Annotated in this window: 19 protein-coding genes; 2 read left to right on the top strand and 17 right to left on the bottom strand. The window is 65.8% G+C overall.

What is annotated here, in order from left to right; genetic code table 11:
- Window positions 1–20: 20 nt before the first annotated feature.
- The 5 genes from ACTSLZ_RS03225 to ACTSLZ_RS03205 are packed head-to-tail and all read right to left on the bottom strand — an operon-like array spanning window position 21 to window position 5,984.
- Complete coding sequence (locus ACTSLZ_RS03225; protein WP_129315281.1) at window positions 21–776, bottom strand: SDR family NAD(P)-dependent oxidoreductase; 756 nt, start codon at window positions 774–776, stop codon at window positions 21–23.
- Between the two features lie 3 nt (window positions 777–779).
- The gene (locus ACTSLZ_RS03220) at window positions 780–2,252 is read right to left on the bottom strand and encodes an MFS transporter (RefSeq protein WP_443095694.1); all 1,473 of its coding nucleotides are present in this window, start codon (window positions 2,250–2,252) and stop codon (window positions 780–782) included.
- 53 nt (window positions 2,253–2,305) lie between these two features.
- Window positions 2,306–3,538: a M20 family metallopeptidase gene (locus ACTSLZ_RS03215; RefSeq protein ID WP_443095693.1), complete on the bottom strand. Its 1,233-nt coding sequence runs from the start codon at window positions 3,536–3,538 to the stop codon at window positions 2,306–2,308.
- Entirely contained in the window at window positions 3,538–4,767 is a 1,230-nt protein-coding gene (locus ACTSLZ_RS03210; protein WP_443095692.1) for an aminotransferase-like domain-containing protein, read from the bottom strand. Before ACTSLZ_RS03210 ends, ACTSLZ_RS03215 begins: the two co-directional genes overlap by 1 nt.
- A 2-nt stretch (window positions 4,768–4,769) precedes the next feature.
- Window positions 4,770–5,984, bottom strand: coding sequence for a M24 family metallopeptidase (locus ACTSLZ_RS03205; RefSeq protein WP_156265507.1), 1,215 nt, complete (start codon window positions 5,982–5,984; stop codon window positions 4,770–4,772).
- 148 nt (window positions 5,985–6,132) lie between these two features.
- Between ACTSLZ_RS03205 and ACTSLZ_RS03200 the strand changes: the two genes are divergently transcribed.
- Entirely contained in the window at window positions 6,133–7,032 is a 900-nt protein-coding gene (locus tag ACTSLZ_RS03200) for a LysR family transcriptional regulator (RefSeq protein ID WP_443095691.1), read from the top strand.
- A 330-nt stretch (window positions 7,033–7,362) separates the two neighbouring features.
- Here the strand turns inward: ACTSLZ_RS03200 and ACTSLZ_RS03195 are convergent, their stop codons facing one another.
- The 10 genes from ACTSLZ_RS03195 to iolC all read right to left on the bottom strand — a co-directional run bounded on the left by ACTSLZ_RS03195 (window position 7,363) and on the right by iolC (window position 20,021).
- Window positions 7,363–8,568: an MFS transporter gene (locus ACTSLZ_RS03195; protein WP_443095690.1), complete on the bottom strand. Its 1,206-nt coding sequence runs from the start codon at window positions 8,566–8,568 to the stop codon at window positions 7,363–7,365.
- A 53-nt stretch (window positions 8,569–8,621) separates the two neighbouring features.
- Entirely contained in the window at window positions 8,622–9,752 is a 1,131-nt protein-coding gene (locus ACTSLZ_RS03190) for a zinc-binding dehydrogenase (protein ID WP_443095689.1), read from the bottom strand.
- Between the two features lie 123 nt (window positions 9,753–9,875).
- Window positions 9,876–11,321, bottom strand: a complete 1,446-nt coding sequence (locus tag ACTSLZ_RS03185; protein WP_178979251.1) for a sugar porter family MFS transporter — start codon at window positions 11,319–11,321, stop codon at window positions 9,876–9,878.
- Window positions 11,322–11,377: 56 nt separating this feature from the next.
- Window positions 11,378–12,277, bottom strand: coding sequence for a sugar phosphate isomerase/epimerase family protein (locus ACTSLZ_RS03180; protein WP_129315287.1), 900 nt, complete (start codon window positions 12,275–12,277; stop codon window positions 11,378–11,380).
- Between the two features lie 211 nt (window positions 12,278–12,488).
- Window positions 12,489–13,466, bottom strand: a complete 978-nt coding sequence (locus ACTSLZ_RS03175; RefSeq protein ID WP_443095688.1) for a Gfo/Idh/MocA family oxidoreductase — start codon at window positions 13,464–13,466, stop codon at window positions 12,489–12,491.
- 42 nt (window positions 13,467–13,508) lie between these two features.
- Complete coding sequence (locus tag ACTSLZ_RS03170) at window positions 13,509–14,435, bottom strand: sugar phosphate isomerase/epimerase family protein (protein ID WP_443095687.1); 927 nt, start codon at window positions 14,433–14,435, stop codon at window positions 13,509–13,511.
- A gap of 142 nt (window positions 14,436–14,577) precedes the next feature.
- Complete coding sequence (locus ACTSLZ_RS03165) at window positions 14,578–16,083, bottom strand: CoA-acylating methylmalonate-semialdehyde dehydrogenase (RefSeq protein WP_129315290.1); 1,506 nt, start codon at window positions 16,081–16,083, stop codon at window positions 14,578–14,580.
- A 64-nt stretch (window positions 16,084–16,147) separates the two neighbouring features.
- Window positions 16,148–18,064 carry a 3D-(3,5/4)-trihydroxycyclohexane-1,2-dione acylhydrolase (decyclizing) gene (gene iolD / locus ACTSLZ_RS03160; protein WP_436595370.1) on the bottom strand — a complete coding sequence of 639 codons (1,917 nt, stop codon included), beginning with the start codon at window positions 18,062–18,064 and terminating at the stop codon, window positions 16,148–16,150.
- A gap of 11 nt (window positions 18,065–18,075) precedes the next feature.
- Entirely contained in the window at window positions 18,076–19,050 is a 975-nt protein-coding gene (locus ACTSLZ_RS03155; RefSeq protein WP_321201155.1) for a Cgl0159 family (beta/alpha)8-fold protein, read from the bottom strand.
- Window positions 19,047–20,021, bottom strand: coding sequence for a 5-dehydro-2-deoxygluconokinase (gene iolC / locus ACTSLZ_RS03150; RefSeq protein WP_129315291.1), 975 nt, complete (start codon window positions 20,019–20,021; stop codon window positions 19,047–19,049). The genes ACTSLZ_RS03155 and iolC overlap by 4 nt, the downstream gene beginning before the upstream one ends.
- A 278-nt stretch (window positions 20,022–20,299) precedes the next feature.
- Between iolC and ACTSLZ_RS03145 the strand changes: the two genes are divergently transcribed.
- Window positions 20,300–21,313 (top strand): sugar phosphate isomerase/epimerase family protein, encoded by a 1,014-nt coding sequence (locus tag ACTSLZ_RS03145; RefSeq protein ID WP_443095686.1) that lies wholly within the window; start codon window positions 20,300–20,302, stop codon window positions 21,311–21,313.
- A gap of 962 nt (window positions 21,314–22,275) precedes the next feature.
- Here the strand turns inward: ACTSLZ_RS03145 and ACTSLZ_RS03140 are convergent.
- Both ACTSLZ_RS03140 and ACTSLZ_RS03135 read right to left on the bottom strand, forming a co-directional pair.
- The gene (locus ACTSLZ_RS03140) at window positions 22,276–23,712 is read right to left on the bottom strand and encodes a sugar porter family MFS transporter (RefSeq protein WP_443095685.1); all 1,437 of its coding nucleotides are present in this window, start codon (window positions 23,710–23,712) and stop codon (window positions 22,276–22,278) included.
- 177 nt (window positions 23,713–23,889) lie between these two features.
- A complete protein-coding gene (locus ACTSLZ_RS03135) occupies window positions 23,890–24,885 on the bottom strand; it encodes an aldo/keto reductase (RefSeq protein ID WP_129315294.1) in 996 nt (331 codons plus the stop codon).
- Between the last annotated feature and the right edge of the window lie 37 nt (window positions 24,886–24,922).

Raw genomic sequence — 24,922 nt, 5'->3', positions numbered from 1 at the left:
CCTTTCTGACTCAACGGTGTTCATTGCGAGATGTATCCGCCCTCGACCGGGATCGTGGTTCCGGTGACGTACGCTGCGCCGGGGCTGGCCAGGTAGGACACGGCGGCCGCGACGTCCGAGGGCTCGGCGATCCGTCCGAGCGGGATCTTTCCGGCGACGTCCTTCTCCGTGGCCTCCGGGTCGTCCTGGTCGGCGACCCACGTGTCGTACAGCGGGGTCCGTGCCATGCCCGGGGCCACAGCGTTGACCCGAATGTTGTGGGGTGCGAGCTCGACGGCGGCCGCCGTCGTCAGCGACTGGATCGCACCCTTGCCGGCGCTGTAGAGGCTCATGGTGGGAACACCGATCAGGGCCAAGCGCGAGGTGATGTTGATGATTGCCCCGCCGTCGCCCTGGTCCCGCATGACGCGGCCAGCGGCCTGCAGCGCGGCAATGGTCCCGAAGACGTTGATCTCGAAGTTCTCGCGGAGTTTCTCCTCCGGGAGATCCAGGACCGAGCCGATGAGGTCCACCCCGGCGTTGTTGACCAGGACGTCCAGGCGTCCACCCGTGGACACGGTTTCGTCCACGAGCCGCTGGATGTCCTCGGAATCGGTCAGGTCGGCCCTGACCCACCGGGCGTTCTGGCCGAGCTCCGAGGTCACCGCCCGGCCCCGGTCGTCATTGCGACCTGAGAGGACCACCAAGAAGCCGTCGTCGACCAGGCGCCGGGCGATTTCCACACCGATGCCGGAGTTCGCCCCGGTCACCAGGGCCACTGGTTGCTGTTCCGTCACTGTCTATCCTTTCGTCGAGTTCTCGTCGGAGACGTCGGTCCGGCCGACCGTCGACGTCGAACCGGTCTTGGCACCGATCAGTTCTTCTCCGCGGGCCATCCGCAGGTCGTCGTCCGCGCCGGGAACCACGTTCCCTCGCAGGGACCGCCCCGCCGTCTCCCGGAAGGTGAGGACCGCGATCAGCCCGACGACGCCCGCGGCCGCGAGGTACCAGCCCGGGACCAACGGGTTGCCGGTCTTGTTGATCAGCAGCTCATTGACCATGCCGGCCGTGCCGCCGAAGATCGCGGTCGAGATGTTGTACCCGACGGCGAACCCCGAATACCGGACCTTGGTCGGAAACAGCGCAGGCAACGTCGCCGAGATCGTGGAGATGAGCATGACCAGGAAGAGCCCGAGGATCCCGATGCCGAGCAGCTGGGTCACGAAGGAATCGACCTGAATCAGCATCATGGCCGGAACCGACAGCAGCACGAACCCGGCCGAGGCGACGATGAGGATCGGGCGCCGCCCGATCTTGTCGCTGAGTGCGCCGAAGGGAACGATCACCGCGATCATGACCAGCTGGATGATGACCAGGGAGAAGTTCGACTGGGCTGTGCTGTGGCCGAGCGTCGCGGAAAGGTAGCTCGGCATGTAGGTCAGCACGAGGTAGAACGCGATGTTGAGCAGCGTCACGAACCCGATGAGCTTGAGCACCTGGAGCGGGTAGGTCTTCAACAGGTTCCCGAGGGCCCTGAGGGCCGAGGGCTGATCGACCTCTTCCTCGACGTCCTCGGTGAACGTCTCCGGGTCGTGCAGGTGGCGCCGCATCCACAGGGCAAGGATGCCCATGAGAATCGTGAGGACGAAGGGAAGCCTCCACCAGCCCGCCATCATGCCGTCCTCGCCGACGATCAGCGTCAGGACGGTGCAGAGGATGGCGGCACCGCTGTACCCGACCAGCGTTCCGAATTCGAGGAAGCATCCGTAGATCCCGCGGCGATTGTCCGGAGCGTGCTCGGCCATGAAAACCGCCGCGCCGGCGTACTCGCCGCCCGCCGAGAAACCCTGGATCGCGCGCAGCAGGATCAGCGCGATCGGTGCCAGGAAGCCGACCGTGTTGTAGGTCGGCAGCAGCCCGATGCAGGCCGTGGACGTACTGATCAGGGCGATGGTGAGCACCAAGACCTTCTGACGTCCGAACTTGTCGCCCAGCGGACCGAAGATGAATCCGCCCAGGGGCCGGACGAGGAAGGAGACGGCAAAGGTGCCCAGGGCCATGACGCGCGCGAGCGCGCCGCCGTCGTCGTCGAACGTGAAGAAGAGGTCCGAGATGTAGACGAGCAGGTAGCCGTAGATGCCGTAGTCGAACCATTCGATGGCATTGCCGATGGCCGAGCCGGCGACGGACTTTCGCGCCGTCTTCTTCTCGTCGACCGTCATGTCGATCTCGGATGTGATCGGGGGCGGTTCGTAGACAGGGCTCTGGGACATGGGGTCCTCCCGAAGGTGCAAGGGTGGGTGTCCACCCGTTCAGTGGGGGTCGGTCAGGTGGTCATGGACTTCGATGAGCGGAGGGCTATCAGCGCGTAGGTTCTCGCCGCTTCCAGCAGTTCAGGTATCTCCACGCTTTCGTCGGGTTGATGGGCTTGGTTGTTGACGTCGCCGGGGCCGAGAACCACCGTGGGTATCTGGTGGACGCGGTTGACGAAGCCGCCCTCGCACGCGGCCGTCCATACCCCGGTCTCTCCGCTGCCACCAGCACGCCGCACCGCGTCCTGGCATCGGGCCACGAAGTCGTCCTCGGGGTCCGTCCTGAACCCCGGCATGATCATGTCGATGGAACCGGTCAGGGAGATCCGTTCCGCTCCCGCACGGCTGCGTCCGCGCACGGCCCGCGTGGACTGGGCCAGGATCTCGGACAGGATCGTGGCGGGGTCCTCTCCGGGCAGCGTCCGGCGGTCCAACGCGAGCTCGCACTGGCCCGCAACGATCGATGTTCCGTGACCGCCTCGGATCGACCCCACGTTCCAGCACGCCCGGCCGAGTTCCGGATCCGGGTGGGACCGCAGGGCGACGTCGTCGGCCTCGATCGTGCCGATCACGTCGCTCGCGGCGAGGATCGCGCTCGCGCCGTCGTCCGGGTTGCCGGCATGGGCGCTGGCGCCGGTGATCTCGAGCCTGAGATTGGTTGCTCCCCGGCACGCCGTGATGATCTGCATGCCCGTGGGCTCGGCGGCCACGCAGCCGGTGTACTCCCCCGCCGGTTCGGAGGCCACGTAATGCTGCGCCCCGGCGGCGTCGCATTCTTCGTCGACCGTGACCAGCAGCGTCATGGGGACCTCGGGCGCGACCGCGTGGACGGCGTTCATGGCGACCACGAGGGAGGCCAGCCCGCCCTTCATGTCGGAGGACCCGCGTCCGATGAGGCGGTCTCCCCACCGACGCGGTTCGAACGGGTCGGCGGTCCACCCGGCGCCTGCGGGGACCACGTCACTGTGGCCGAGGAAGAGGACGCCACCGTTCCCGGTCCCGTCTCCGCCGAGCCTGGCCGTCAGGTTCGAACGGCCCGGAGCCACCTCGTCGACCTCGGTCCGTGCCCCGATCGCCGCGAGCGCCCCGGACAAGGAGACGACGGTCGCCTCCTCCGTGCCGCCGGGGTTCTCGCCACCGGCACGAATCAGTTCCTCCGCGAGCGCGACGATGCTCTCGGCGTCGATCCTTCCGGTCACCTTCTCCGCGCGCCGCGTGTCCGTGGCGGCGAGGTCGATCGACGTCATCAGAGAGTCCCCCGCCGCTGCTCCGCGAACTCGTCCAGTGCGGTCCCGAGCCTCTCGACACCCTCGCGGATCCGTTCGGGCGAGGACGTGGCGAAGCACAGACGCAACGAATGGCGCTGGCTCCCCGAGTCGGTGAAGGCCGGCCCCGGGATGTACGCGACGCCGTGGCGCAGCGCGAGCGGGAACAGTTCTTCGGTGTCGATCCCGGAGTACTTGCCCTGGAGATCGATCCACAGGAAGAAACCGCCGTCGGGGTCGGTGGACCGGATGTCGTCACCGAAACGCTCCGCGAGGGCCTGCGTCATCGCTTCCTTGCGCTCCCGGTAGATCGAACGCAACCAGTCGATGTGTTCGTCCAGTTTCCCTTCCGCGAGGTAGTCCGAGACGACCTTCTGCATCGGAACGCTGGTGCACGTGTCCATGGCCGGTTTTGCGTTGACCGCGATGTCCCGGAGGGAGGGGTCGAGCTCCATCCAGCCCACGCGCAGGCCCGGGGCCAGCGTCTTGGAAAACGTGCGGACCTGGATGACCCTCGGATTTCCGGGGCTGAGTTCCAGGAACCCTGGGACCTCGTCGCCCTCGAAGCGAAGGGCGCCGTACGGGTCGTCGTCGACGATGTACGCGTCCCACTTCTCTGCGAGTTCCAGGAGCAGTTCGCGGCGTTCCCGCGACATCGTGGTCCCGCTCGGGTTCTGGAAATTGGGGATCGTGTAAATGGCCTTGGGGGTCTTCCCGAAGTTCTCGACCAGATCGGGCAACGCTTCGACCACGAGCCCGTTCTCATCCATCGGCGCCTCGATCACGGAGGCCTGGTAACTCAGGGCCGTACCGATGCCGTTGGTGTACGTGGGGCATTCCACGATGACGCCGTCGCCCGGGTCCACGAGCATCTTGAACGCGATGTCGAGCCCCTGCATCCCGCCCGTTGTCACGACGATGCGTTCGGGACTCGTCTCGATGCCGCGCGAGGCCTGGTAGCGAACGATCTGGTCGACCAGGTCGGCTTCTCCCTCGCTCGCGCCGTAGCCGAAGCGGCCCTCGGCTGCGGTCCCGAGGATGCGCCCGAAGTCTTCCGTGGGGATCAGTTCGTCATTGGGCGCACCCATCGCGAAACGGACGATGTCATGGGTCTGGCTGGCAAGGAGGGCCGTCGAGGCATCGATCACGGACCCCTTGAGCTCGCTGGCTCTGCTGGCCAGGCGGGTCGTGGAGATGGTTGGGGTTGTCATGGTTACCTCCCTGAGTCGAGTCTGATGAGGCCGTGCGGAATGCTGCTGAAGGTCTCGCATCCGGTGGGCGTGACCCTGATGGATTCCGAGACCTCGTATCCCATGCCGGTCAGCCACATGCCGGCGATGAGATGGAAAGTCATGTTGGTGTGGAGAACCGTGGTGTCGCCCTCCCTGATGCTCACGGTCCGTTCACCCCAGTCCGGCGGATAGCCGACGCCGATCGAATAGCCCAACCGGGAATTCTTGGAGTACCCGTTCCGGTCAAGCACCGCGGTGAATGCGCGGGCGACGTCGTCGCTGGTGCTCCCCTCGCGGACGACCTCAAGGGCCGCTTCCAATGCCTCGTCCGTGACTCCGGCCAGGCGCTCGAGGTCCGGTTGTGGACTGCCGATGATGGCGGTCCGGGCCAACGGCGCGTGGTACCGACGGTGGGCTCCCGCCAATTCGACCGAGATCGGCAACCCCCGAGGAGTGGGCGTATCCGCCCACGTCAGATGCGGGGTATCGGCGCCAGCACCGGTGGGAAACATGGGGACGATCGATGCGTAGTCGCCGTCCACGTCGCCTTCGCCCCTCGCCTGGGCCGCCATGACATCGGCGGCGACCTGGTTCTGGGGGCGGCCGGGACGGAGCCCGGCAAAGGCAGTGTTCATGGCAATCTCGCAGATCCGGCCGGCCTGTCGCATGTAGGCGATCTCGGCGTCGGACTTGATGAGGCGTGCCCAGTTGACGAGGTTGTGGGACTCCACGAGGTTCCAGCTCGGCAGACCGTCCACGAGGGACCGGTACGTGCGGACGGTGAAGAAGGCGGCGTCGCCCTCATACCCGACGCGCAGGGCTCCGCCGTAGCCCAATTCACGCAGGGACTCGGCGATCCAGTCGCCGGGATGGACATCGACCTGGTGGATGTAGGTTTCCGGATACCCGAAGATCCGGTCCCCGGGAACCTGGGTGATGGTCCTGTGGGCTCCGTTGGCGTCCATCTCGCGGGCGAAGAATCGAAGGTCGCCGTCGACCGGGACGAACAGCAACTGGGGTGTGTAGAAGGACCAGGCGTCGTAGCCGGTCAGATAGTAGATGTTGGCCGGATCCGCGACCAGGAGGGCATCGAGACCCTCGGCGACGGCCAGTTCCCGGACCCGCTGGCGACGAGCTTCGAACTCTTCCGCGGAAAACGGGGCCTCCCTGGTGCCGTCCACGTTCTGTCGGGACAATTCCCCTCCTCTCGAGCTCTGTGAGCCACCTCTCGCTTCGTGGTGCTATCGATGCTATGCGTGGCTGACAAGGGGAAGAAGAAGGGGCAACTTGCCCATAGGGTTAAGTTGTAGTTAAAGATCCCCCTTTCCCTGATAAGGACCGACCGTGCTGAACGTCCAACGACTGATCCTGTTGCGCGAGCTGGACTCCCGCGGGAGCCTGGCCGCCGTCGCCCGCGCCCATGAGATCAGCCCCGCCGCCGTGTCCCAGCAACTCGCACTGTTGGAGCGGGAAGTCGGGATCCCCCTGACCGAACGGGTCGGCCGTCGAACCCTCCTGACCCCGATGGGCAAGAAACTCGCCCGGAGGGCGGATCAGGTGGTCGGCATCCTGGAGAGCGCGGAGGCCGATGTCGACGCCGCCCTCAGCGACGTCCACGGAACGGTGCGACTCGCGTCCTTCGGCTCCTTCGCCGTCTCGTACTTCGCTGAGATCCTGCACCGGATGAAGGCTTCGTATCCGCAGGTCACGGTCGAGTTCGCGCTCCAGGAGCCGACGGCGGCGATTTCGAGCCTGGTCGGTCGGCGCATCGACGTCGCCATCACGGACGAGTTCTCGGGCCGTCCGCAGCCGGTCGAGACCGAGTTGAATTCGGTGCACCTGTTCCGGGACCGCATCGTCGCCTACTCCCCGTGGCCGGTCGACTCGCTCCAGGACCTGGCGGACGTGCCCTGGGTCCTCGAACCCTCCGGGAGCACGGCCGCGGAATGGGCCTTGAGCACGTGCCGTCGCGCGGGCTTCGAGCCCCGGGTCAGTTACGAATCCTCCGACCTGCGCTTCCACCACGACCTCGTCCGCGCGGGCATGGCCGCCGCGTTCCTGCCCGACATGGTCTTCGACAACGGCCTGACCCCCATCGAGCGGCCGGCCCACGCGATCGAATGGTCCGCGGACAACTCCCCCGAGCTGTACCGGGACGTGCACGCGCTGACCCGACGCGGGGCCCAGCTCAAACCGGCGACAAAGGCCCTGGTCGAGCACACGATGCGAGTGACGGCCGGTTAGGCGCGCCGAGGCGGCAGTTTTGTGCGGTGCCGGGCTCGAGGTTGCAGTTTCGTGCGGTACCGGCGCCGAGGTGGCAATCCTGTGCGGTGCCGGCGCCGAGGTGGCAGTTTCGTGCGGTATCGGCGCCGAGGTGGCATTCCCGTGCAGTTTTTGGGGCCAAAACCGCACAAAGCTGCCACCTCACGCGAAGAACCGCACACAGTTGCCACCTCGCGCGAAGAACCGCACTCGAATGCCACCTCGCGCCAAGAACCGCACGAAACTGCCACGTCGTCGTACTCCCCGGACGACGACGCCCCGTACGACGCCCCGGAGGACGACGCCCCCCCCTCAACTCGACGAGAACCGGCGGAGGTTGAACAGACCCGCCAGGACGGCGAGGCCCAGGACCGAGAACGAGAGCAGACCCGTGGCCGCCAGCCCGAGGACGGGAATCAGCAACCCGGCCGCGACGGAGGGGATCGAGATGGACAGGTATGCGACGACGAAATAGCTCGTGGTGACCTCGGTTCGGTGTTCGGAAGCGGTCGCGGCGGTCACGACTCGCAACCCGGTCATGAACAGCAGGCCCTGGCCCGCCCCGTTCAGGATCGCCGCGAGAACAAGCATCGGCAGGGATTCGAAGCGCAGCGTCAGGATACCGAGCAGCATCCCGCAGGCCAGGGACAGTGAACCGCAGAGAATGAGCCAACGATCGGAGAGGCTCTTCAACGCAACCTGCGCCGCGGCCGAAGCCAGGAAGACAGCGCCGATGATCAGGCCCAACGCCGCCGGGGCAGTCACGGAGAGCATCTGGGACAGCACGTTGGGCACAACCGACGAGTAAATGCCCATCGTGGCGAATCCGACCACGGCGCCCAGCGACGCCGGGCCGAAAACGTGACGGGTCTCGGCCGGAACGCCGGGCATCTGGAGGCGGAAGGCGCCGCGTCGTCGTTCGATCGGATCCCGCATGGGAAGCAGAGCCAGACCGGCAAGGACCAGCATCACCATGTGTAGCACGTACGGTGCGCGCAGTGACCAGCCATCCTGAAACGCAACCAGCGCGACCTGCGATGCGACGCCGGCCAGCACGATGCCCAACCCCAGGCCACCGATGTTGGCGGCCGTTGCCACCGCCCCACCGAGTCGTTCGCGGCCCACGGGGGCGTTCTCCATGACGCTGACGGTTCCGGTGGAGGTCAGCAGCCCGGCGGCAAGCCCGGAGAGCACCCTGCCCACGAACAGCAACCATTCCTGGGTTCCTATGCAGAACAGCACCGCGGATGCGATCGAGAGGATCACCCCGGCCAACAGAACGGGTCGCCGGCCGAGCATTTCCGAGAGCCTGCCGAAGAGAATCAGGCCGAGGATCACGCCGCCGGCGTAGATTGCGAACAGTTCGGTCGTGACCGTGCCGCGGAATCCGAATTCGGACTGGTACTGCGGATACAAGGGGGTCGGAAGGGTCGTGCCCAGCATGACCGTGGTGAAGACATAGGCGGCCGCGGCCAGGGACGCCACGGTCGCGGCCTTCGGTCTTGCGCGTGTGCTCATGGCTCCATTGTGGTCCGCCCGCGACCGATCTCGACCCCTCGCTTCACCACGTCTCACATGACGACAATCGCGCGTCCGGTGATCTCGCCCCGATCGAGGGCCTGATAGGCCTCATCAACTTCCTCCAGGGAGTAGCGCCTGGTCACCGCCTCTTTGAGCCGGTATCCCCCGTCAGCGGCGAGCTGGGCGACGGCGGGAAGATCCACCCTGGTCACGGCACCAAAGGACCCGGTCACGGTCTGGCCCCGCCGCACCAGCGGACTGATCTCGACCTCCCCGTAGACCCCGCCCGGGGCAATACCGATGGCGATCATCCTGCCTCCTTCGCGCAGGAGGGATGCCGCCTGCGTGAAAGTCTCGGGCCGACCCAAGGCCTCGAAGGCCACGTGGACCCCCTTGCCATCAGTCATCTCCCGGACCGCCTCCCGGGGATCCGTGGTGGTCGAATTGACGACCTCGTCCGCGCCGAGACGGCGGGCAGCTTCGAGCTTCTCGTCGGCGACGTCGATCGCGATGACCTTGGAGGCACCCTGGTGTTTCGCGACCTGGATCAGACTGGTTCCGACGCCGCCGACGGCCACCACCGCGACCGTCTCGCCCTCCATCAGGCCCGATTTCCGCACGGCCCCATAGGCCGTGAACGCGGCGCACCCGAGGATTGCGCCCTCTTCGGCCGGGACGTTCTGGGGGCGCGGGGTCAGGGCGGAGATCGGAACGACCGAGTATTCGGCCATTCCGGCCATCGAATACATGGACAGACGCCGGCCGTCGGCCGTGGCCAAACGAGAGGTCCCATCGAACAGGTTGCCTTTGAGCCGGTTTTCTCCGAAGAACTTCTCGCACAGGTCGTCCCTTCCCCGGAGGCACTGTTCGCACTCCGTGCAGGGCATGATGAACGCGCCGATCACGGGAGTCCCCACCTCGATGCCACCGGCGTCCTCGGTGCCTTCACCGATCGCGACGACGTCGCCGCTGATCTCATGGCCGATGACGCCCGGAGCCGGAAAGGCGACTTCGCCCTTCAGCACGTGGAGGTCCGTGTGGCACACCCCGCAGGACGTGATGCGCACGAGCGCTTCATCTCGCGAAGGGACCGGGACGGGGACGTCCTCGGTCGTGAGTCGGGGTGAATCCCCTTGCCAGATGGCGGCGCGCATGGTTTCCGGAATGGTGATGCAGGTCATGTACTGATACTCCGTCCGTCGTCTCGGTATTGCAAGAATGACGCCGAGACACGACACGGCGGCCCTCCCCTGCCCGGATGACCGGGTGGGGAGGGCCGCCGTGTCAGCGCATCGGAGGGACTACTACTTCTTGCGTCCCACCGCGAAGATGGCGCCTGTCGTGACGTCCTCCTCGACGGATTCGAGGGTCCGGCCGCGGGTTTCGGGCAGGAACTTGAACATCACCAGGATCGCGATCGCGTTGATGACGGCGAAGCCGAAGAACGACCCCGTCAGGCCGACTGCTTCGAGGGCGACCGGGAAGAAGTAGCTCACGAGGGCGTTGGCGATCCACATGCAGAACACGGAGAACCCCATGCCCACCGCGCGCATGTGCAGCGGGAAGATCTCGGAGAGCAGAACCCAGGTCGCGACGTTCAGGAAGGTCTGCATGGACCCCACGAAACACACCACCAGAATCAGGATGATGTACGGGCGGGCGGCAGAGTCGGCAGGAACCGCAAAGGATGCGATGCCGATCAGCACGTGGAACAGGGTCACGAGCGTGTACCCCGTGATGACGGTGGTGCGGCGGTTGATCTTCTCCATCATCCACAGGGCGATGAATGCACCGATCACCGCGATGACACCGGGAGCGATGTTGGCGACGAGCGCAGCGTTGAGCGCGAATCCGGACTGCTCGAGAACGATCGACCCGTAGTACATGATCGAGTTGATGCCGGTGAGCTGCTGGAAGACCGCGAGCGCAATACCGACGAGCAGGATGCGCAACAACCACTTGTTCTTGAGGACCGACTTGAGCCCGGTCTCGTTCTCCTTCTTCTCGAGCTCGTTGACCTGCTGGACGTCCTCGATCTCGGCAATGGCCCGCTCCTCGGAGCGGATCGTCTTCAGGACGGCCAGGGCTTCATCGTGGCGACCCTGATTGATCAACCAACGGGGCGACTCGGGCATGCGGAGCATCCCGAAGAACAGACAAATGGCCGGGAGGGCACAGATCGCGAGCATGATGCGCCAGACGTGGTCCATGTGGCCGAGCGTGTTGCCCAGAATTGCGTTGACCACGAAGGCCGCGAGCTGACCCACGACGATCATCATTTCGTTGCGCCCGGAGAGCGAACCGCGGATCTCGTACGGGGCGAGCTCCGCGAGGAACACGGGGACCACGGTCGATGCGCCGCCCACGGCCATGCCGAGGAGGAAGCGACCGATGAGCAGGACGACGATCTCCGGTGCGAACACGCACACGGCCGTTCCGAGGAAGAACAGGACGGCGAGCATGATGATCGTCTTGCGACGACCCCAGGCGTCCGAGAGCTTGCCGATGCTCACCGCACCAACGGCCGCGCCCACGAGCAAAGAGCTCGTGACGAGGCCCTGGGTGTCGGCTTTGAGCCCGAGCTCCGCCGACATCGGCTCGAGAGCTCCGTTGATGACGCCGGTGTCGTAGCCGAACAGCAAGCCGCCGAAGGTCGCGACGAGGGCGACCAGACCCAAGCGCCGTTTGTGCACGCCTTCGGTCAGGGGCGGAAGCGGTCTGGAGGGTTTCTCCGTTGCAGGGCCACTCATGATGACTCCTTCGATAGCGCCCGAGGGGCTTCCTCGCCCCTCGGAGCGGTTGTTGATTATTGGTGATTGGTGGGCATGTTGCCCTGGCGAGCCGCATCAACCATGTCCGTCATGGTGTCCAGTTGATAGCGGGAGACTGCGGAGGCGTCCTCGTTCTCTGCAAAGACGCTCGAGACCAAGACCGTGTCCTCGGAGTCGAGGAATCCGATCTCGTTGAGGCCACCGAAGAATTCCTGCCAGTCGACGTCGCCGTCGCCGATCTTGAGGTGCTGGTGGACTCGGGCGGGGCTTCCGGGAGGGTTGGTGATGTAACGCAAGCCGTTGGACCGGTGGTGGTCCATGGAGTCCGCCACGTGGGCGACCCTGATGCGGTCCCCAGCAGCGCGCATGATCTCCAGGGGTTCGTCCTCCATGTGGAAGGTGTGGCAGGCGACGTAGACCATGCCCAGGTTCTTGGAATTGGCCCCGCGGATCACCCTCCAGGCGTCGAGGCCGCGCTCGACGAAGTCATCGGGGTGGGGGTCGATAGCCACGTGCAGGCCCTCGCGCTCGATGATGGGGAGCAGCTCCTCCATCGACCGGTAGAAAGCGCGTTCGGATTCCTCGGCGAGTTCGGGGCGCCCCTGGAATTCGGTGTTGAGCTGCTGGACGCCCAGGTCGACGGCGATCCGGATGATCCGCTTCCAGTTCCGAACGGCGGCCTCGCGGGCGTCGGGGTCCGGGGAGGACCAACGCATCACGGGCAGGATCGAGGCGATTTCGACGCCGGCGTCCTTGCAGGCCGCACCCAACCGAGCGACGAGGTCGTCGTCGGCCTTGGGGTGGTTGAAGAACGGAATGAAGTCGGGGTGCGGGGTCATTTGCAGGTAGTCGTACCCGAGGTCTTTGACCAAGCGGGGGAACTCGAGCAGGGAATGCGTTGCATGGAAGGGGGTGGGATCGAGGGCGATCTTCACGTGTTCTCCTCATCGAGTGTCGTCGGGGCGACCGGTCATGCATGTGATTTGGGTCGCAATGCAAAAGTGATCCGAAAATGGGGCTTGCCGCGGCGGCGCGAACAAGCCCCGGTTTTCGGGGTGACCCTTATTTGTCCTATCATATGCACAATTTGGGTCAGTTCAAGGTTTTCAGCAAAGAAATCGAGTCAGTTGGGGACAGGGACCGGGATCAACGGTAGAGATCCGGCTTCGGCTTGAGTTCCACGTCCACCGAGGTCCCCGGCTCAGCGATCGCTTCGAGGCCCGCTTCGCAGCAGGCCGCGGCCGCGTAACCGTCCCAGGCGTCGGGTCCGGCGATCTCTCCGGCCAGACATCCGTCGATCCATTCCTGGATCTCGGTGTCGTAAGCGTCCACGAACCTTTCTTCGAAGCCGGGGGTCACCTGGTCGACGCCTTCCTCCAGGTGGTTCCTCTCGAACACGGCCCGGGTGGTCACGGCGTACCCGTATTCGGCGGTCACGTGGGTATTGACGGACACGCGGATCCCGGATTCGGTCTCCATGAGAATCTGTGCGGGATCCACGAGCCCCTCTTTCGCGCGGGAGGAGTTCTTGCACGCCCGAACTTCGACCGAGGTGACTTCCTCGCCCGTCAGATAGCGGACGATGTCGAACTCGTGGACCACGGTGTCATCGATCAGGTTCCGCCCGGTGTATGCGTCCGGGACCTCCGGGTTGATGTGCTCACAGTCCAGGGCGAGCAGCTCGCCGTGTTCGCCCGAACGAACAGCCGAGCGAATCGTGCGGTAGCCCTGGTCGAATCGCCGCATGAAACCAACCTGGATCAGCCGCTTGCCGATCGTTTCCTCGGCCTCGACCACGCGCCACGCCGACTCGGAGTCGGGGGTCAGCGGCTTCTCGCAGAACACGGGGAAGCTCTTGGTCAGCGCGGGAAGAAGAACCTGCTCGTGCAGGAACCCGGGGGTCGCGACCATCACGGCGTCGACCTCCCCCGAATCGAGGGCCTCGGTGAAGTCCGTGAAGACCTTCGCTCCCTCGATCCCCTCGATGGCCGCCTGGGCCTTGGGCTCGTCGATATCGACGACGGCGGCGACGCGCACGTTCTTCATACGGTTCTGGAGGCGCACAATGTGGTCGGAGCCCATTCGGCCCGCCCCGACGACTCCGACGCGCAGGATTTCGTTCATGGTGGCTGTTCCTTTCAAAGATTTCGGATCCGTGGACCCGTGTCAGGCGACCACGGTGCGTGCGCCGCAGCTCAGGAGGTACTTGCAGGTGCGCGATGCGATCGGGAGAGGATCGTCGAAGCTGGCCACGGGGTACATGTCCTGTTCGACGATGCCGTACAGGGGACGGTCCAACTTCTCCGCGGCCTCGATGACTTTGCGCAGATCGGGAAGACCGTTCGGGGGCTCGCACATGACTCCGGCTGCCGTCGCGTCCTTGAAGGTCATGTCCTCGGCCCGAACCTTGGCCAAGGTATCCGGGTGAACCTGCTTCAGGTGGAGGTATCCGATGCGCTCGGGGTACTTCTCGATCAGTTCGACCGACGACGCCCCGCCGTATTCCGCGTGGCCGGTGTCCAGGCAGAGGGTCACGAGCTTCGGGTCCGTCATGGCCAGGAATTTCTCGATCTGGTCCATGGTCTCCACGTGCGAATCCGCGTGGGAATGGAATTGCTGGAAGAGGCCGAACTCGCTCTGGAGACGCTGCCCGAGCTTGTCGTGCCCGGCGGCCAGGTCCTCCCATTGCTGGTCGGTGAGTGTTCGGTCCTCGAGGGCGCGGCCCGTCTTGTCGTCCCGCCACAGGGCAGGGATGACGACCACGTGGTGAGCCCCCATGGCCGCGGTCAGCTCGGCGACTTGGCGCGCCGGCTCCCACGCGGCGTCCCACTGGTCCGCGCCACGGTGGAAAGCGGTGAAGACCGTGCCGGCGCTGATGCTCAGATCACGTTCCTTGAGCTCCTTGGCCAGCGTTTCCGGTTCCGCGGGAAGATACCCGTACGGTCCGAGCTCGATCCACTTGTAACCGGACTCGGCCACCTCATCGAGGAAACGTTGCCACGGGGTCTGCTGCTCGTCATCGGGGAACCAGACGCCCCATGAGTCGGGGGCTGTTCCGATGATGAGATTGTTCTCGAGGGTGGGAGCGGTCATCGTTGACACTCGCTTTCGACGTTGAAAGTGCGGGAAGAGGGGCGCCCGGGCACCTCGCGACCCGAAAGGCCGCGAGATGCCCGAGCGTTGGTGACGCGGGGGCCAGGACCACCGGACGGTGTCCCTGAGCCCACGACGAGGATTAACTGTCGGAGCTGGCGGGCATCGCGAACGATGCGCCGGAAACCGCCTTCGGCTCGGGCCACCGCTGGGTGACCACCTTGCCGCGGGTGTAGAACTTGATTCCGTCCGGACCGTAGATGTGCAGGTCGCCGAACAGCGAGTTCTTCCAGCCGCCGAAGGAGTGCCAGGCGACCGGCACCGGGAGCGGAACGTTGATGCCGATCATGCCGACCCGAACCTTGCGCTGGAAGGTGCGGGCCACGGCCCCGTTGGAGGTGAAGACGGCGGTGCCGTTCCCGTAGGGGTTCGCGTTGATGATCTCGATGGCTTCTTCCAAGGATTCCGCGCGGATGACCACGAGGACCGGCCCGAAGATTTCCTCCTCGTAGGCGCTCATCTCCTTGTTGACCTTGTCGAGAATGGTCGGGCCCACGAAGAAGCCGTCCTCGTGGTCCTTGACCACCAGGTCCCGGCCGTCCAGGACGACGGCGGCACCGGATTCCTGTGCCTCCCCGACGATGCGGGTGATGCGTTCCTTGGAGGCCGGGGTGATGACCGGCCCCATGTCCGCCTCGGGGTCGGTCCCCTCGGTGACCTTGATCCCGGAGGCCAGGTCCTTGACCCGGGAAACGACCTCGTCGGCGGCGTCGCCCACGGCAACCGCCACGGAAATGGCCATGCACCGCTGGCCCGCGGACCCGAACGCGGCCGCGTTGAGGTGTTCCGCGGCCATGGTCATGTCGGCATCCGGCATGATGACGGCGTGGTTCTTCGCGCCTCCCAGGGCCTGAACGCGCTTGCCGTGCTGGGTTCCGGTCTCGTAGACGTACTTCGCGATCGGGGTGGAGCCCACGAAGGAGATGCCGTCCACGTCCGGGTGGGTCAGCAGTCCGTCGACCATTTCCTTGTCCCCGTGCAGGACGTTGAAGACGCCGTCCGGGAGCCCGGCTTCCTTCCACAGCTTGGCGAGCAGCATCGACGCGGAGGGATCGCGCTCGGACGGCTTGAGGATGAAGGCATTGCCCGTGGCAATCGCGACCGGTGACATCCAGAGCGGGACCATGACCGGGAAGTTGAAGGGCGTGATGCCCGCAACCACGCCGAGCGGCTGCCGGAACGAGAACACGTCGATACCGGTCGACACCTGCTCGGAGTATTCGCCCTTGAGCTGTTCGGAAATGCCGCACGCGAACTCGATGACCTCGAGACCGCGGCTCACTTCGCCCTTGGCGTCCGAAAGCACCTTGCCGTGCTCGGCCGTGATGATGCGGGCGAGTTCGTCCGTATTGGCGTGGACGAGCTCGCGGAACTTGAACAGCACCGCGGACTTCTTGGCGAGGGACATCTCTGCCCACGCCTCCCCGGCCTTCTTGGCCGAGGCGACGGCGGCCTCCAGGTCCTCCTGGCCGCCCAGGTGAAGGTTGCCGGTCACGGCACCGGTGGCAGGGTTGTAGACGTCCTGGCGGCGCTCGCCCGATCCGTCGGTTTCACTTCCATTGATGAAGTGCTTGATGTCTGTGGTCAACGTCTTCTCCTCACGGGGATTGGTGCCAAATTCTTGCACTCGGCGGGGTGTTCGAATCCGTCCGTCAGCCCAGAAGGGGCTTCTGTGTGGATTTCTTGCTTTCGTAAACCTTGTACGCCTCCTGTGTGGAGGACAGGTCCGAGACCGATGCGACCGGAACGTCCCACCAGGACTCCGAGTCGGGTGCATCGATCAAGGGGTCGGAATCGACATGGATCAGGATGGGACCGGAGCCTTCGGGAGCGGCCTTGGCCCGCGTGACGGCCTCGCCCAGGTCCTTGCCCACGTTCTCCCCCGGGTCCACGCGAATCACGGTGACACCGAGGGATTCGGCGTTCGTCGCGAGATCGATGGGCAGGGTCTCTCCGGAGTCGAAGGACTGGTGCTCGTCGTCGTGGTAGCGATACTTCGTCCCGAATCGTTGGGATCCGAGGGACTCGGAGAGGGCCCCGATCGAGGCGTATCCGTGGTTCTGGATCAGCACGACGATCAGTTTGATGCCCTCGGCGACCGCGGTGACCAGTTCGGTATGCATCATCAGGTACGAACCGTCACCGACCATCACGACGACGTCGCGGCCGTCCTGTTCGTGGAGGCTCGCGCGCTTCACTCCCAGACCGCCGGCGATCTCGTATCCCATGCACGAGTAGGCGTACTCCACGTGGTAGCCGTACGGATCCTTGACGCGCCAGAGTTTGTGCAGGTCACCGGGCAGGGAACCAGCAGCGCAGATCACGACGTCGCGATCGTCCATCGCTTCGTTCACGGTCCCGATGATCTCGTTCTGGGACGGAAGCGGCCGGTACCTCTCGGCGAACGCGGCGTCGGCGATCGAGTCCCACCGCTTCTTCTCTTCGGCCACGCGACCCGTGAGCTCCTCCGAGACGAGACTCCCCGAGACGGCGTCGTTCATCTTCACCAGTGCCTTGCGGGCATCGGCGACCACGGGAACCTGGGTTCCCTGCTTGTACGCGTCGAAGGAGGCCACGTTGATGTTGACGAAGGAGACCTCCGGATTCTGGAAGGCCGTCCGCGACGCGGTGGTGAAGTCCTCGTACCGCGTTCCGATCCCGATGATCAGGTCGGCTTCGGCCACGAGCGCGTTGGATGCAGTCGATCCGGTCGACCCCACCGCTCCGAGGCACAACGGGTGGTCCCAGTCCATGACGCCGACTCCGGCCTGCGTGTACGCGACCGGGATGCCGGTGGACTCGGCGAATTGGCGCAGCTCATTGACCGCGAAGGCATAGTGCACGCCGCCGCCGGCGATGATCACGGGCTTCTTCGCGGACCGGATCTTGTCCATGGCTGCACGGATGTCTTCGTCCTCGGCCTCGGGGCGGCGGATCCGCCACTCCCGCTCGGCCAGGAACTCCTCGGGAACATCGATGCGTTCGGCCTGGACGTCCTGGGGGAGGGCAATCGTGACGGCCCCTGTTTCGACCGGGTCGGTCAGCACCCGCAGGCCGTTGAGCAGCGCGGAGAACAATTGCTCCGGGCGCCACACGCGGTCGAAGTACCGGGACACCGGCCGAAGCGTGTCATTGACGGTGACATCGTAGGCGTCCGGGCGTTCGAGCTGCTGCAGCACCGGGTCCGTCGTCCTCGTGGCGAAGACGTCGGACGGGAACAGCAGCGCCGGCAGACGGTTGGTCGTCGCGAGCGCCGCGCCGGTCACGAGGTTGGTGGAGCCGGGGCCGATGGAAGTGGTCGAACCGTACGTTGCCCGACGCCTGGTGTGACGAGCGTAGCCGGTGGCCTGGTGAACCATCGCCTGCTCGTTCCGCCCCTGGTAATAAGGCATGATGCTGGGATCCTGCCCCTGGAACTGACGCAGGGCCTGGCCCACCCCGGCAACGTTGCCGTGGCCGAAGATGCCGAACATACCGGGAACGGTCCGCTCGCGGTACTCCTCGGATCCGATGCGATCCACGGTGTACTGCTGGCTCAGGAAGCGAACGAGCGCCTGCCCTACGGTCATGGTCTGAGTAGTCATGAGATCCTCTCTTGCGCGCTCTGGTTTCGTCTGTCGCTCAGGAGCGACGCCGCGGTGGCAACGGCGCCTTCGACGTCGCCGTCCTCCGGGTACAGAAGGGTTCGACCCACCGTGAGGCCCTGGACGCCCGGAAGGGCGAGAGCGTCACGCCAGGTCGAGAAGATCTCGTCGGGTGCGGCCGTCGGGTCCCCGCCCAGGAGCACCGTGGGAAGGGTGGTCGATGCCATCACTCGCTCCATGTCCTGGACCACCGGCAGCTTCATCCAGGTCCAGGCACTCGAAGCACCCAGCGACGACGCAATACCGACGGACTTGATCACGGCCTCCGTGCTGAGGTCGTTGGCGATGCCGCCGTTGCGAGTGGTCGAGATGAAGGGCTCGACCATCGCGTACAGGCCGTTCTCGGCCAGATCGTCCACGGCATGTGCGCAGGCCTCGAGGGTCGCGGTGGTGTTCTCGTCCCCGTAGTGGATCCGGGTCAGCATTTTTCCGCCGTCGGCCCCGAGGTTTTTCAGAGTCTCCGCGTTGTGGCCGGTGAAACGGTCGTCGATCTCGTTGACCAGTCCCGACAACCCGCCACGGTTCATGGAACCGAAGACGAGCTTGCCGTCGAGCGCACCCAGGAGAAGCAGGTCGTCCAGCACGTCGGGAGAGGCCAGCACGCCGTCGACGTCGGGGTTCTGGAGCGCCGTGCGCAAACGATCGAGGAGGTCTCGGCGATCGGCCATGGCCTCATGATCGTCCCTGACCTTGAGGGCCCCGCGGGCCGGATGGTCGGCGGCAACGATGAAGTTCTGCTTGCCGTAGACGACGCCGGGGTGCCGCGTCCGCGCGTCGGCGGCGCGTTGCACGGCCTCGGGGTCTTCGAGACGAATCCGGGTCAGGTCTTCGTACCTGGTCGGATCGTCCGAGCCGATGTCGGGAGCAGGGAAACGGGGTATCCCCTGAACGCGGTTGCTTTCGGTGCTCATGCTGCGAATCCCCTTCCGCGCTCGTTGAGAAGACCCAGGACCTCGGCCGTGGTGGGCATGTCCTCCGAGCACGCGATGCGCGAGGCGACGATCGCGCCGGCAGCGTTCGCAAAGTCCAGCACATTCTGCATGTCCCACCCGGAGAGGATCCCGTGGCAGAAGGCCCCGCCGAAGGAGTCACCCGCCCCGAGCCCGTTGCGGGTCTCCACCGCGACCGGCTCCGAAATCACCGTTTCATTCGCGGTCTTGGCCATGACCCCCTTGGAGCCCATCTTGACGACGGCGATTTTGACCCCGGCGTCGAGCAGCCGATCCGCCTGCTCTTCGGGGGATCCGTCCCCGACTGCGACCGCGCATTCCTCGCGGTTGCCGATCGCAATGGTCACGTACTTCAGATTCTCCCGAACCTGTTCCGTGGCGTCCTCGATCGAATCCCAGAACATGGGGCGGTAGTCGAGATCCAGGACCGTGTGCTGGTCCTCTCTCAGCTCTTCGCGCGGACGGGCCCGGTGGGCCTCGAGCTGGGCGGAACGGCTGGGATCCTGGCAGAGGCCCGTGACCGTGGACCAGAAGATTCGGCTGTCCTTGACCGCCTGGACGTCAATTTCTTCCGGCTTGATCTGGAGATCCGGCGCGGTCGGGAACCGGCCGTAGAAGTAGAGCGGGAAGTCTTCCGGGGGCTTGATGGCGCAGAACGTGGCCGGGGTCTGGAGTCCGGCCACGGGGGTCACATGGGCGTCGTCGACGCCGTACCGACGCAGTTCGCGGTGGAGGTATTCGCCGAAGGGGTCGTCCCCAGTGCGGGTGATCACGGCCGGCTTCCGCCCGTGCTTCGCTGCGGCGACGGCCACGTTGGACGGCGAACCGCCCAAGTACTTGCCGAATGAGGTCACATCCTCCAGGCCCACTCCGATGTCGTTGGGATAGATGTCAACGCTGATCCGTCCCATGGTGAGCAAGTCGTAGCTCATGAGCTGGCCGGTCCTTCCCGTGGTCCGTCTGCTGTCGGAGCGTCGGCCCGATGTCGGACCGAACGCCCCTTTCGGCGCCTCGCCTCGGACCACCCATGGTGATCCGTCTTACTGATTACAGAGTGCCCCATGAACTTTGTCCTGTCAATGTTTTGTACAGACAAACTCCATTGCCCAGTGTACTGTGACGTGACGGGGGTTACGTTTCGCGGGGTCGATGTTTCCCCGGACCTGCCCTCCCCGACCGCATCTTCTGCACGACCGCAAAGGAGCCTTCCATGAAACTCGGCGTCTACAACGCGATCCTCCACGACCTCTCCCTGGACGAAACACTCGACGAAGTGGTGAAGCTCGGACTGGACGGCATCGAGGTCAATTCCGGCGGCTTCCTTCCGCCGAAGCACCTCCCGATCGACGAGATCCTCTCCTCGGACGCAGCCGCCAAGGATTATCTAAAGCGATTCGAGGACCGCGGGCTGGAGATTCTGGGGCTGAATTGCAACGGGAACCCGCTCAATCCGGATCCGGCCATCGGCCCCGACGACGCCGACGACATCCGGCGCTCGATCCGCGCGGCAGCCGCCTTGGGACAGAAGCGCGTCGTCACCATGTCAGGTCTGCCGGGGTCGGACCCGGACGCCCGCTACCCCGCATGGAACATCAACGCATGGGGGTCGCACGCCCTGGACTCGCTGGAGTGGCAGTGGGACCGGGCGGGCGAATTCTGGACCGAGATCGACGAACTTGCCCGGCAGAACGACGTCAAGGTGGCGCTCGAGCTCCACCCCCAGAACCTGGTGTTCAACCCGGCGACGGCTCGACGACTCGTGGATCGGATCGGCGCGACCAATATCGGCGTCGAACTCGATGCCTCCCACCTCTTCTGGCAGCAGATGGACCCGGTCGCCTGCGTCCGGTGGCTGGGACCGCTCGTCTACCACGCGGCCGCCAAGGACGTGCGGATCAACCGCGAGAACGCCGAAATCCACGGGGTCCTGGACGAACGGTTCCGCCGCCTCGGCCCCGAAGAACCTCGCACCCACATGGGCGGCGACGAATACGCCAACGAATGGCCGCAGGATTCCGCGTGGGACTTCGTGACCGTCGGCATCGGCCACGACGCCGACTACTGGGCCGAATTCCTGCGCGCGCTGGCCGAAACGGAAAAGGCCACGGGCGAGGAGATGTGCGTCAACATCGAGCACGAGGACACCTCGATGGGCGCCATCGAAGGCCTCGAACTCGCCTCCCGCACCCTGTTCGACGCCGCCCAGCGAGCCGGCCTCCGCTGACGGGGCGGGGCCGGCGGGCGTCGGTCGGGCGGCGTCGGTCGGGGTCGGCGGGGTGGCTTCGGCGGGCGCAGGCGGCGTCGGTCGAGGCGGGGCGGGGCGGCTTCGGCGAGGCGCCGTCGGTCGGTCGAGGTCGGCGGGGCGGCGGCGTCGGCGTCGGTCGGTCCAGGTCGGCGGGCGCAGGCGGCGTCGGTCCAGGTCGGCGGGCGCAGGCGGGCGGACGCTGGCGGTCTCGGCGGGCGGCCTCGGTCGGGCAGAGCAACCTCGGTCGGTCGAGTCTGGCGGGCGGCGTCGGAGCGCAGGGGCTGACGGACGACGTCGGCCGGACGATTTTCGCAGACGAGAGCCAGCCCATCACTGTCGAAATCTCGCTGCACCCGCGGCCATCAGCCGCAATACCCGCTGGCCACGATTCGAACCCGCGACGTCGCACGCCCGCAGGCCCGGCGACGCCCCTTCCCGCCCGGCGACGCCCCTTCCCGTCCGGCGGCGCCCCTTCCCGTCCGGTTGCGTCCCGTCCCGCCCCACAGCTTCCCGCGTTAGGTGGCGGTTACCCGATTCGGAGCTGCCCACCGTCGTTAGGTGGCTGCCAAACCCCCACCTAACGACGGAGAACTCCACTGAATCGGGTAACCGCCACCTAACACCACCTAACGATTGACGTCATGCCCACGACGTCGGCGGGCAACCCACTCTCGATCGGGCAACCGCCACTGAACAGGCCTTCGCACGCCCGCGAAACCGGGATCAGCCCCTTCGCCACCCCCTCGAGGTGGCAATCCCGTGCGAAAACCCCCGCGAGGTGGCAATCCCGTGCGAATTTGGCAGCCAAAATCGCTCAAATCTGCCACCTCGCGGGGAAGGTCGCTCAAATTTGCCACCTCGCGGGGAAAACCGCACCGAATTGCCACCTCGAGCCCACGCCAAACCCACACGCCACGCCGCCGCCCCCGCCAGCGGGCCGTCTATTTCCCGACGACGTAGATCTGGCCGGTGGTCACGTCTTCTTCCAGGCCCTCCAGCGTGCGCCCGCGCGTCTCAGGGACCTGGGTCCTCACAAAGATCAGAGCCAGCAGGTTGACCCCGGCGAACAGGAAGAACACCACGGTGATCCCCAGGCTCGCGACCATTTGCGGGAAGAAGAGGGCCAGCAACCCGTTGGTCATCCATCCGAAGAAGACCGAGACGCCGATCGCGACGCCGCGCATGTGGAGGGGGAAGATTTCGGCCAGCCACACCCAGCCGGCGACGTTGAGGAATGTCTGCATGGACGCCACGAAGGCCACGATCAGGAAGAGAAGGACCCAGGGCCGGATGGGGTTGTCCTCGGGAATCCAGCGGGAGGACACGCCGATGAGGGCGTGGCAGAGCGTCGTCAGGGTCAGGCCCAGCGTGAAAACGGTCCTCCGGTCGACCCGGTCCATCATGTACAGGGCGATGAACCCACCGATCACCGCGACGATTCCCGGAGCAATGTTGGCGATCAGCGCCGCGTTGGCCCCGAACCCGGACTGGATCAGCACGATCTGGCCGTAGTACATGATCGAGTTGATGCCGGTCAGCTGTTGGGCCATGGCAACCCCGATGCCGACCAGAAGGATCCGGAGCAACCACTTGTTGGCCAGGATCGCCCCGAGACCGGTACGGACCTCCCGCTCTTCCTCCGCGACGTCCTCGACGTCGAGGATCTCGGCCTCCGCCCGGCCCTCGGGTCGCACGGTCCGGAGAACTTCGAGTGCCTCCTGGTGACGCCCCCGATCGACCAACCAGCGAGGCGATCCGGGCATGCGCAGCATCCCGATGAACAGGCACACCGCGGGGATCGCACAGATCGCGAACATGAACCGCCAGACGTGGTCGAGGTGCCCCAGGGTGCTCCCCAGAACCGCGTTGATCACGAACGCGGCGAGTTGCCCGATGACGATGGCGACCTCATTGCGTCCCGAGAGGGAGCCGCGGATTTCGTAGGGGGCGAGTTCGGCGAGGAACACCGGGACCACCGTGGAGGCTCCGCCCACGGCGAGACCGAGGCAGACGCGGCCCGTGACCAGCAGTCCCACGTTGGGCGTGAGAACGACGACGACCGTGCCCAGGAAGAACAGCACGGCCAGGACGATGATGGTTCGTCGTCGCCCGATGGCATCCGAAATTCTGCCCCCGAAGAAGGCGCCGACGGCGGCCGCGAAAACGAGCGAGCTCGTCGCAACCCCCTCCGTGATGGCCGTGAGACCCAGCTCGTCCGCCATGGGACGCAGCGCCCCGTTGATGACCCCGGTGTCGTACCCGAAGAGCAGCCCACCGAAACAGGCAATGACGGACATCAGCCCCAGACGTCGCCGGTACGGCCCCGGGGTCAGCGGGGGAAGATGGGAACTGGTGGTATCGGTCGCTGAGTTCGGCATCGGAGACTCCTTTGTCCGTTGTCACGCCCGAGAAAGACTTCTCCGGCGAGTGACCGGCCGCTCTGGACGGCCAGGCGTTGCAGAACAACCTAGCGTGACTCAGCACACGTGTCTAGGGTTTGTCCTGACATCTGGACTTGTAGGGGTCACATGCGAAAAATCCTCAGAGAGGATCCGTCAGAACAGCGCGATCTTCTCCGGCGCGGGGAAGATCTCGTCCAGCGCGGCCAGGTCGTCGTCGCCCGGAACCCACGACGTCGCCGCCGCGTTGGTGCGCACCTGTTCGGGCGACGTCGCCCCGGCGATGACCGAGGCAACCTGCGGACGGGAGGCCAACCACGAGAAAGCGACGTCCAGCGGACTCAGATCGCGTTCCGCGGCGAAGGCGACGAATCGCTCGATCTGGTCCCAGTCGGTCGATTCGAGCAGACCCGGTTTCGAGTGGGAAAGCCGCGAACCGTCCGGCGCCGTCCCGTGGCGGTATTTACCGGTGAGCAGGCCGTTGGCCAGCGGGAAGTAGGGAAGGACTCCGATTCCGAAGCGCTGGGCGGCGGGCAGAACCTCGAGTTCGGCCCGACGGTCGAGCAGGTTGTAGTGGTTCTCGGCCGCGACGTAGCGGGTCGCTCCCGTCTCGGATGCCAGGTGGTCGGCGTCGGCGATCTGCCACCCGGCGTGGTTGGACGTACCGATGTACCTGACCTTGCCGGCGCGGACGACGTCGTCGAGGGCGGCGAGGGTCTCCTCGGGAGGAGTCACCCCGTCGGGGGTGTGATAAAAGTACAGATCGATGTGGTCGCGCCCCAGGCGCTCGAGGGAGGCGTCCAGCGCCCTGTTGATGTAGCGGCGCGAGCCTCGCGCGCCGTGGTCGGCACCGTTGGTGCCCTTCATGTCCATTCCGAATTTGGAGACCACGACGACGTCGTCCGCGGCCTTCCCCAGCCCGCGCAGGGCTTGGCCGAACATCCGCTCCGAGGTCCCGGGCTCCTTGCCGTAGACGTCGGCGACGTCGAACAGTGTGATGCCCGCGTCGACCGCCGCCGAGACGACGGAGTCGGTGCCTTCCTGCGTCTCGGTCGGGGTGCCTGCACGCCCGAAGTTGTTGCACCCCAGCCCCACGGTGGAGACCATGAGTCCCGAATTGCCCAGTGAACGATATTCCGGAGTAGAAGTCATGCGTCCACACTAGATGCCGGGCAGGTGGGGCGGAAAC

This window comes from Rothia koreensis, from assembly GCF_052232265.1.
GTDB classification, from domain to species: Bacteria; Actinomycetota; Actinomycetes; order Actinomycetales; family Micrococcaceae; genus Rothia; species Rothia koreensis.
This window is presented reverse-complemented; position numbering and strand designations above follow the sequence as displayed.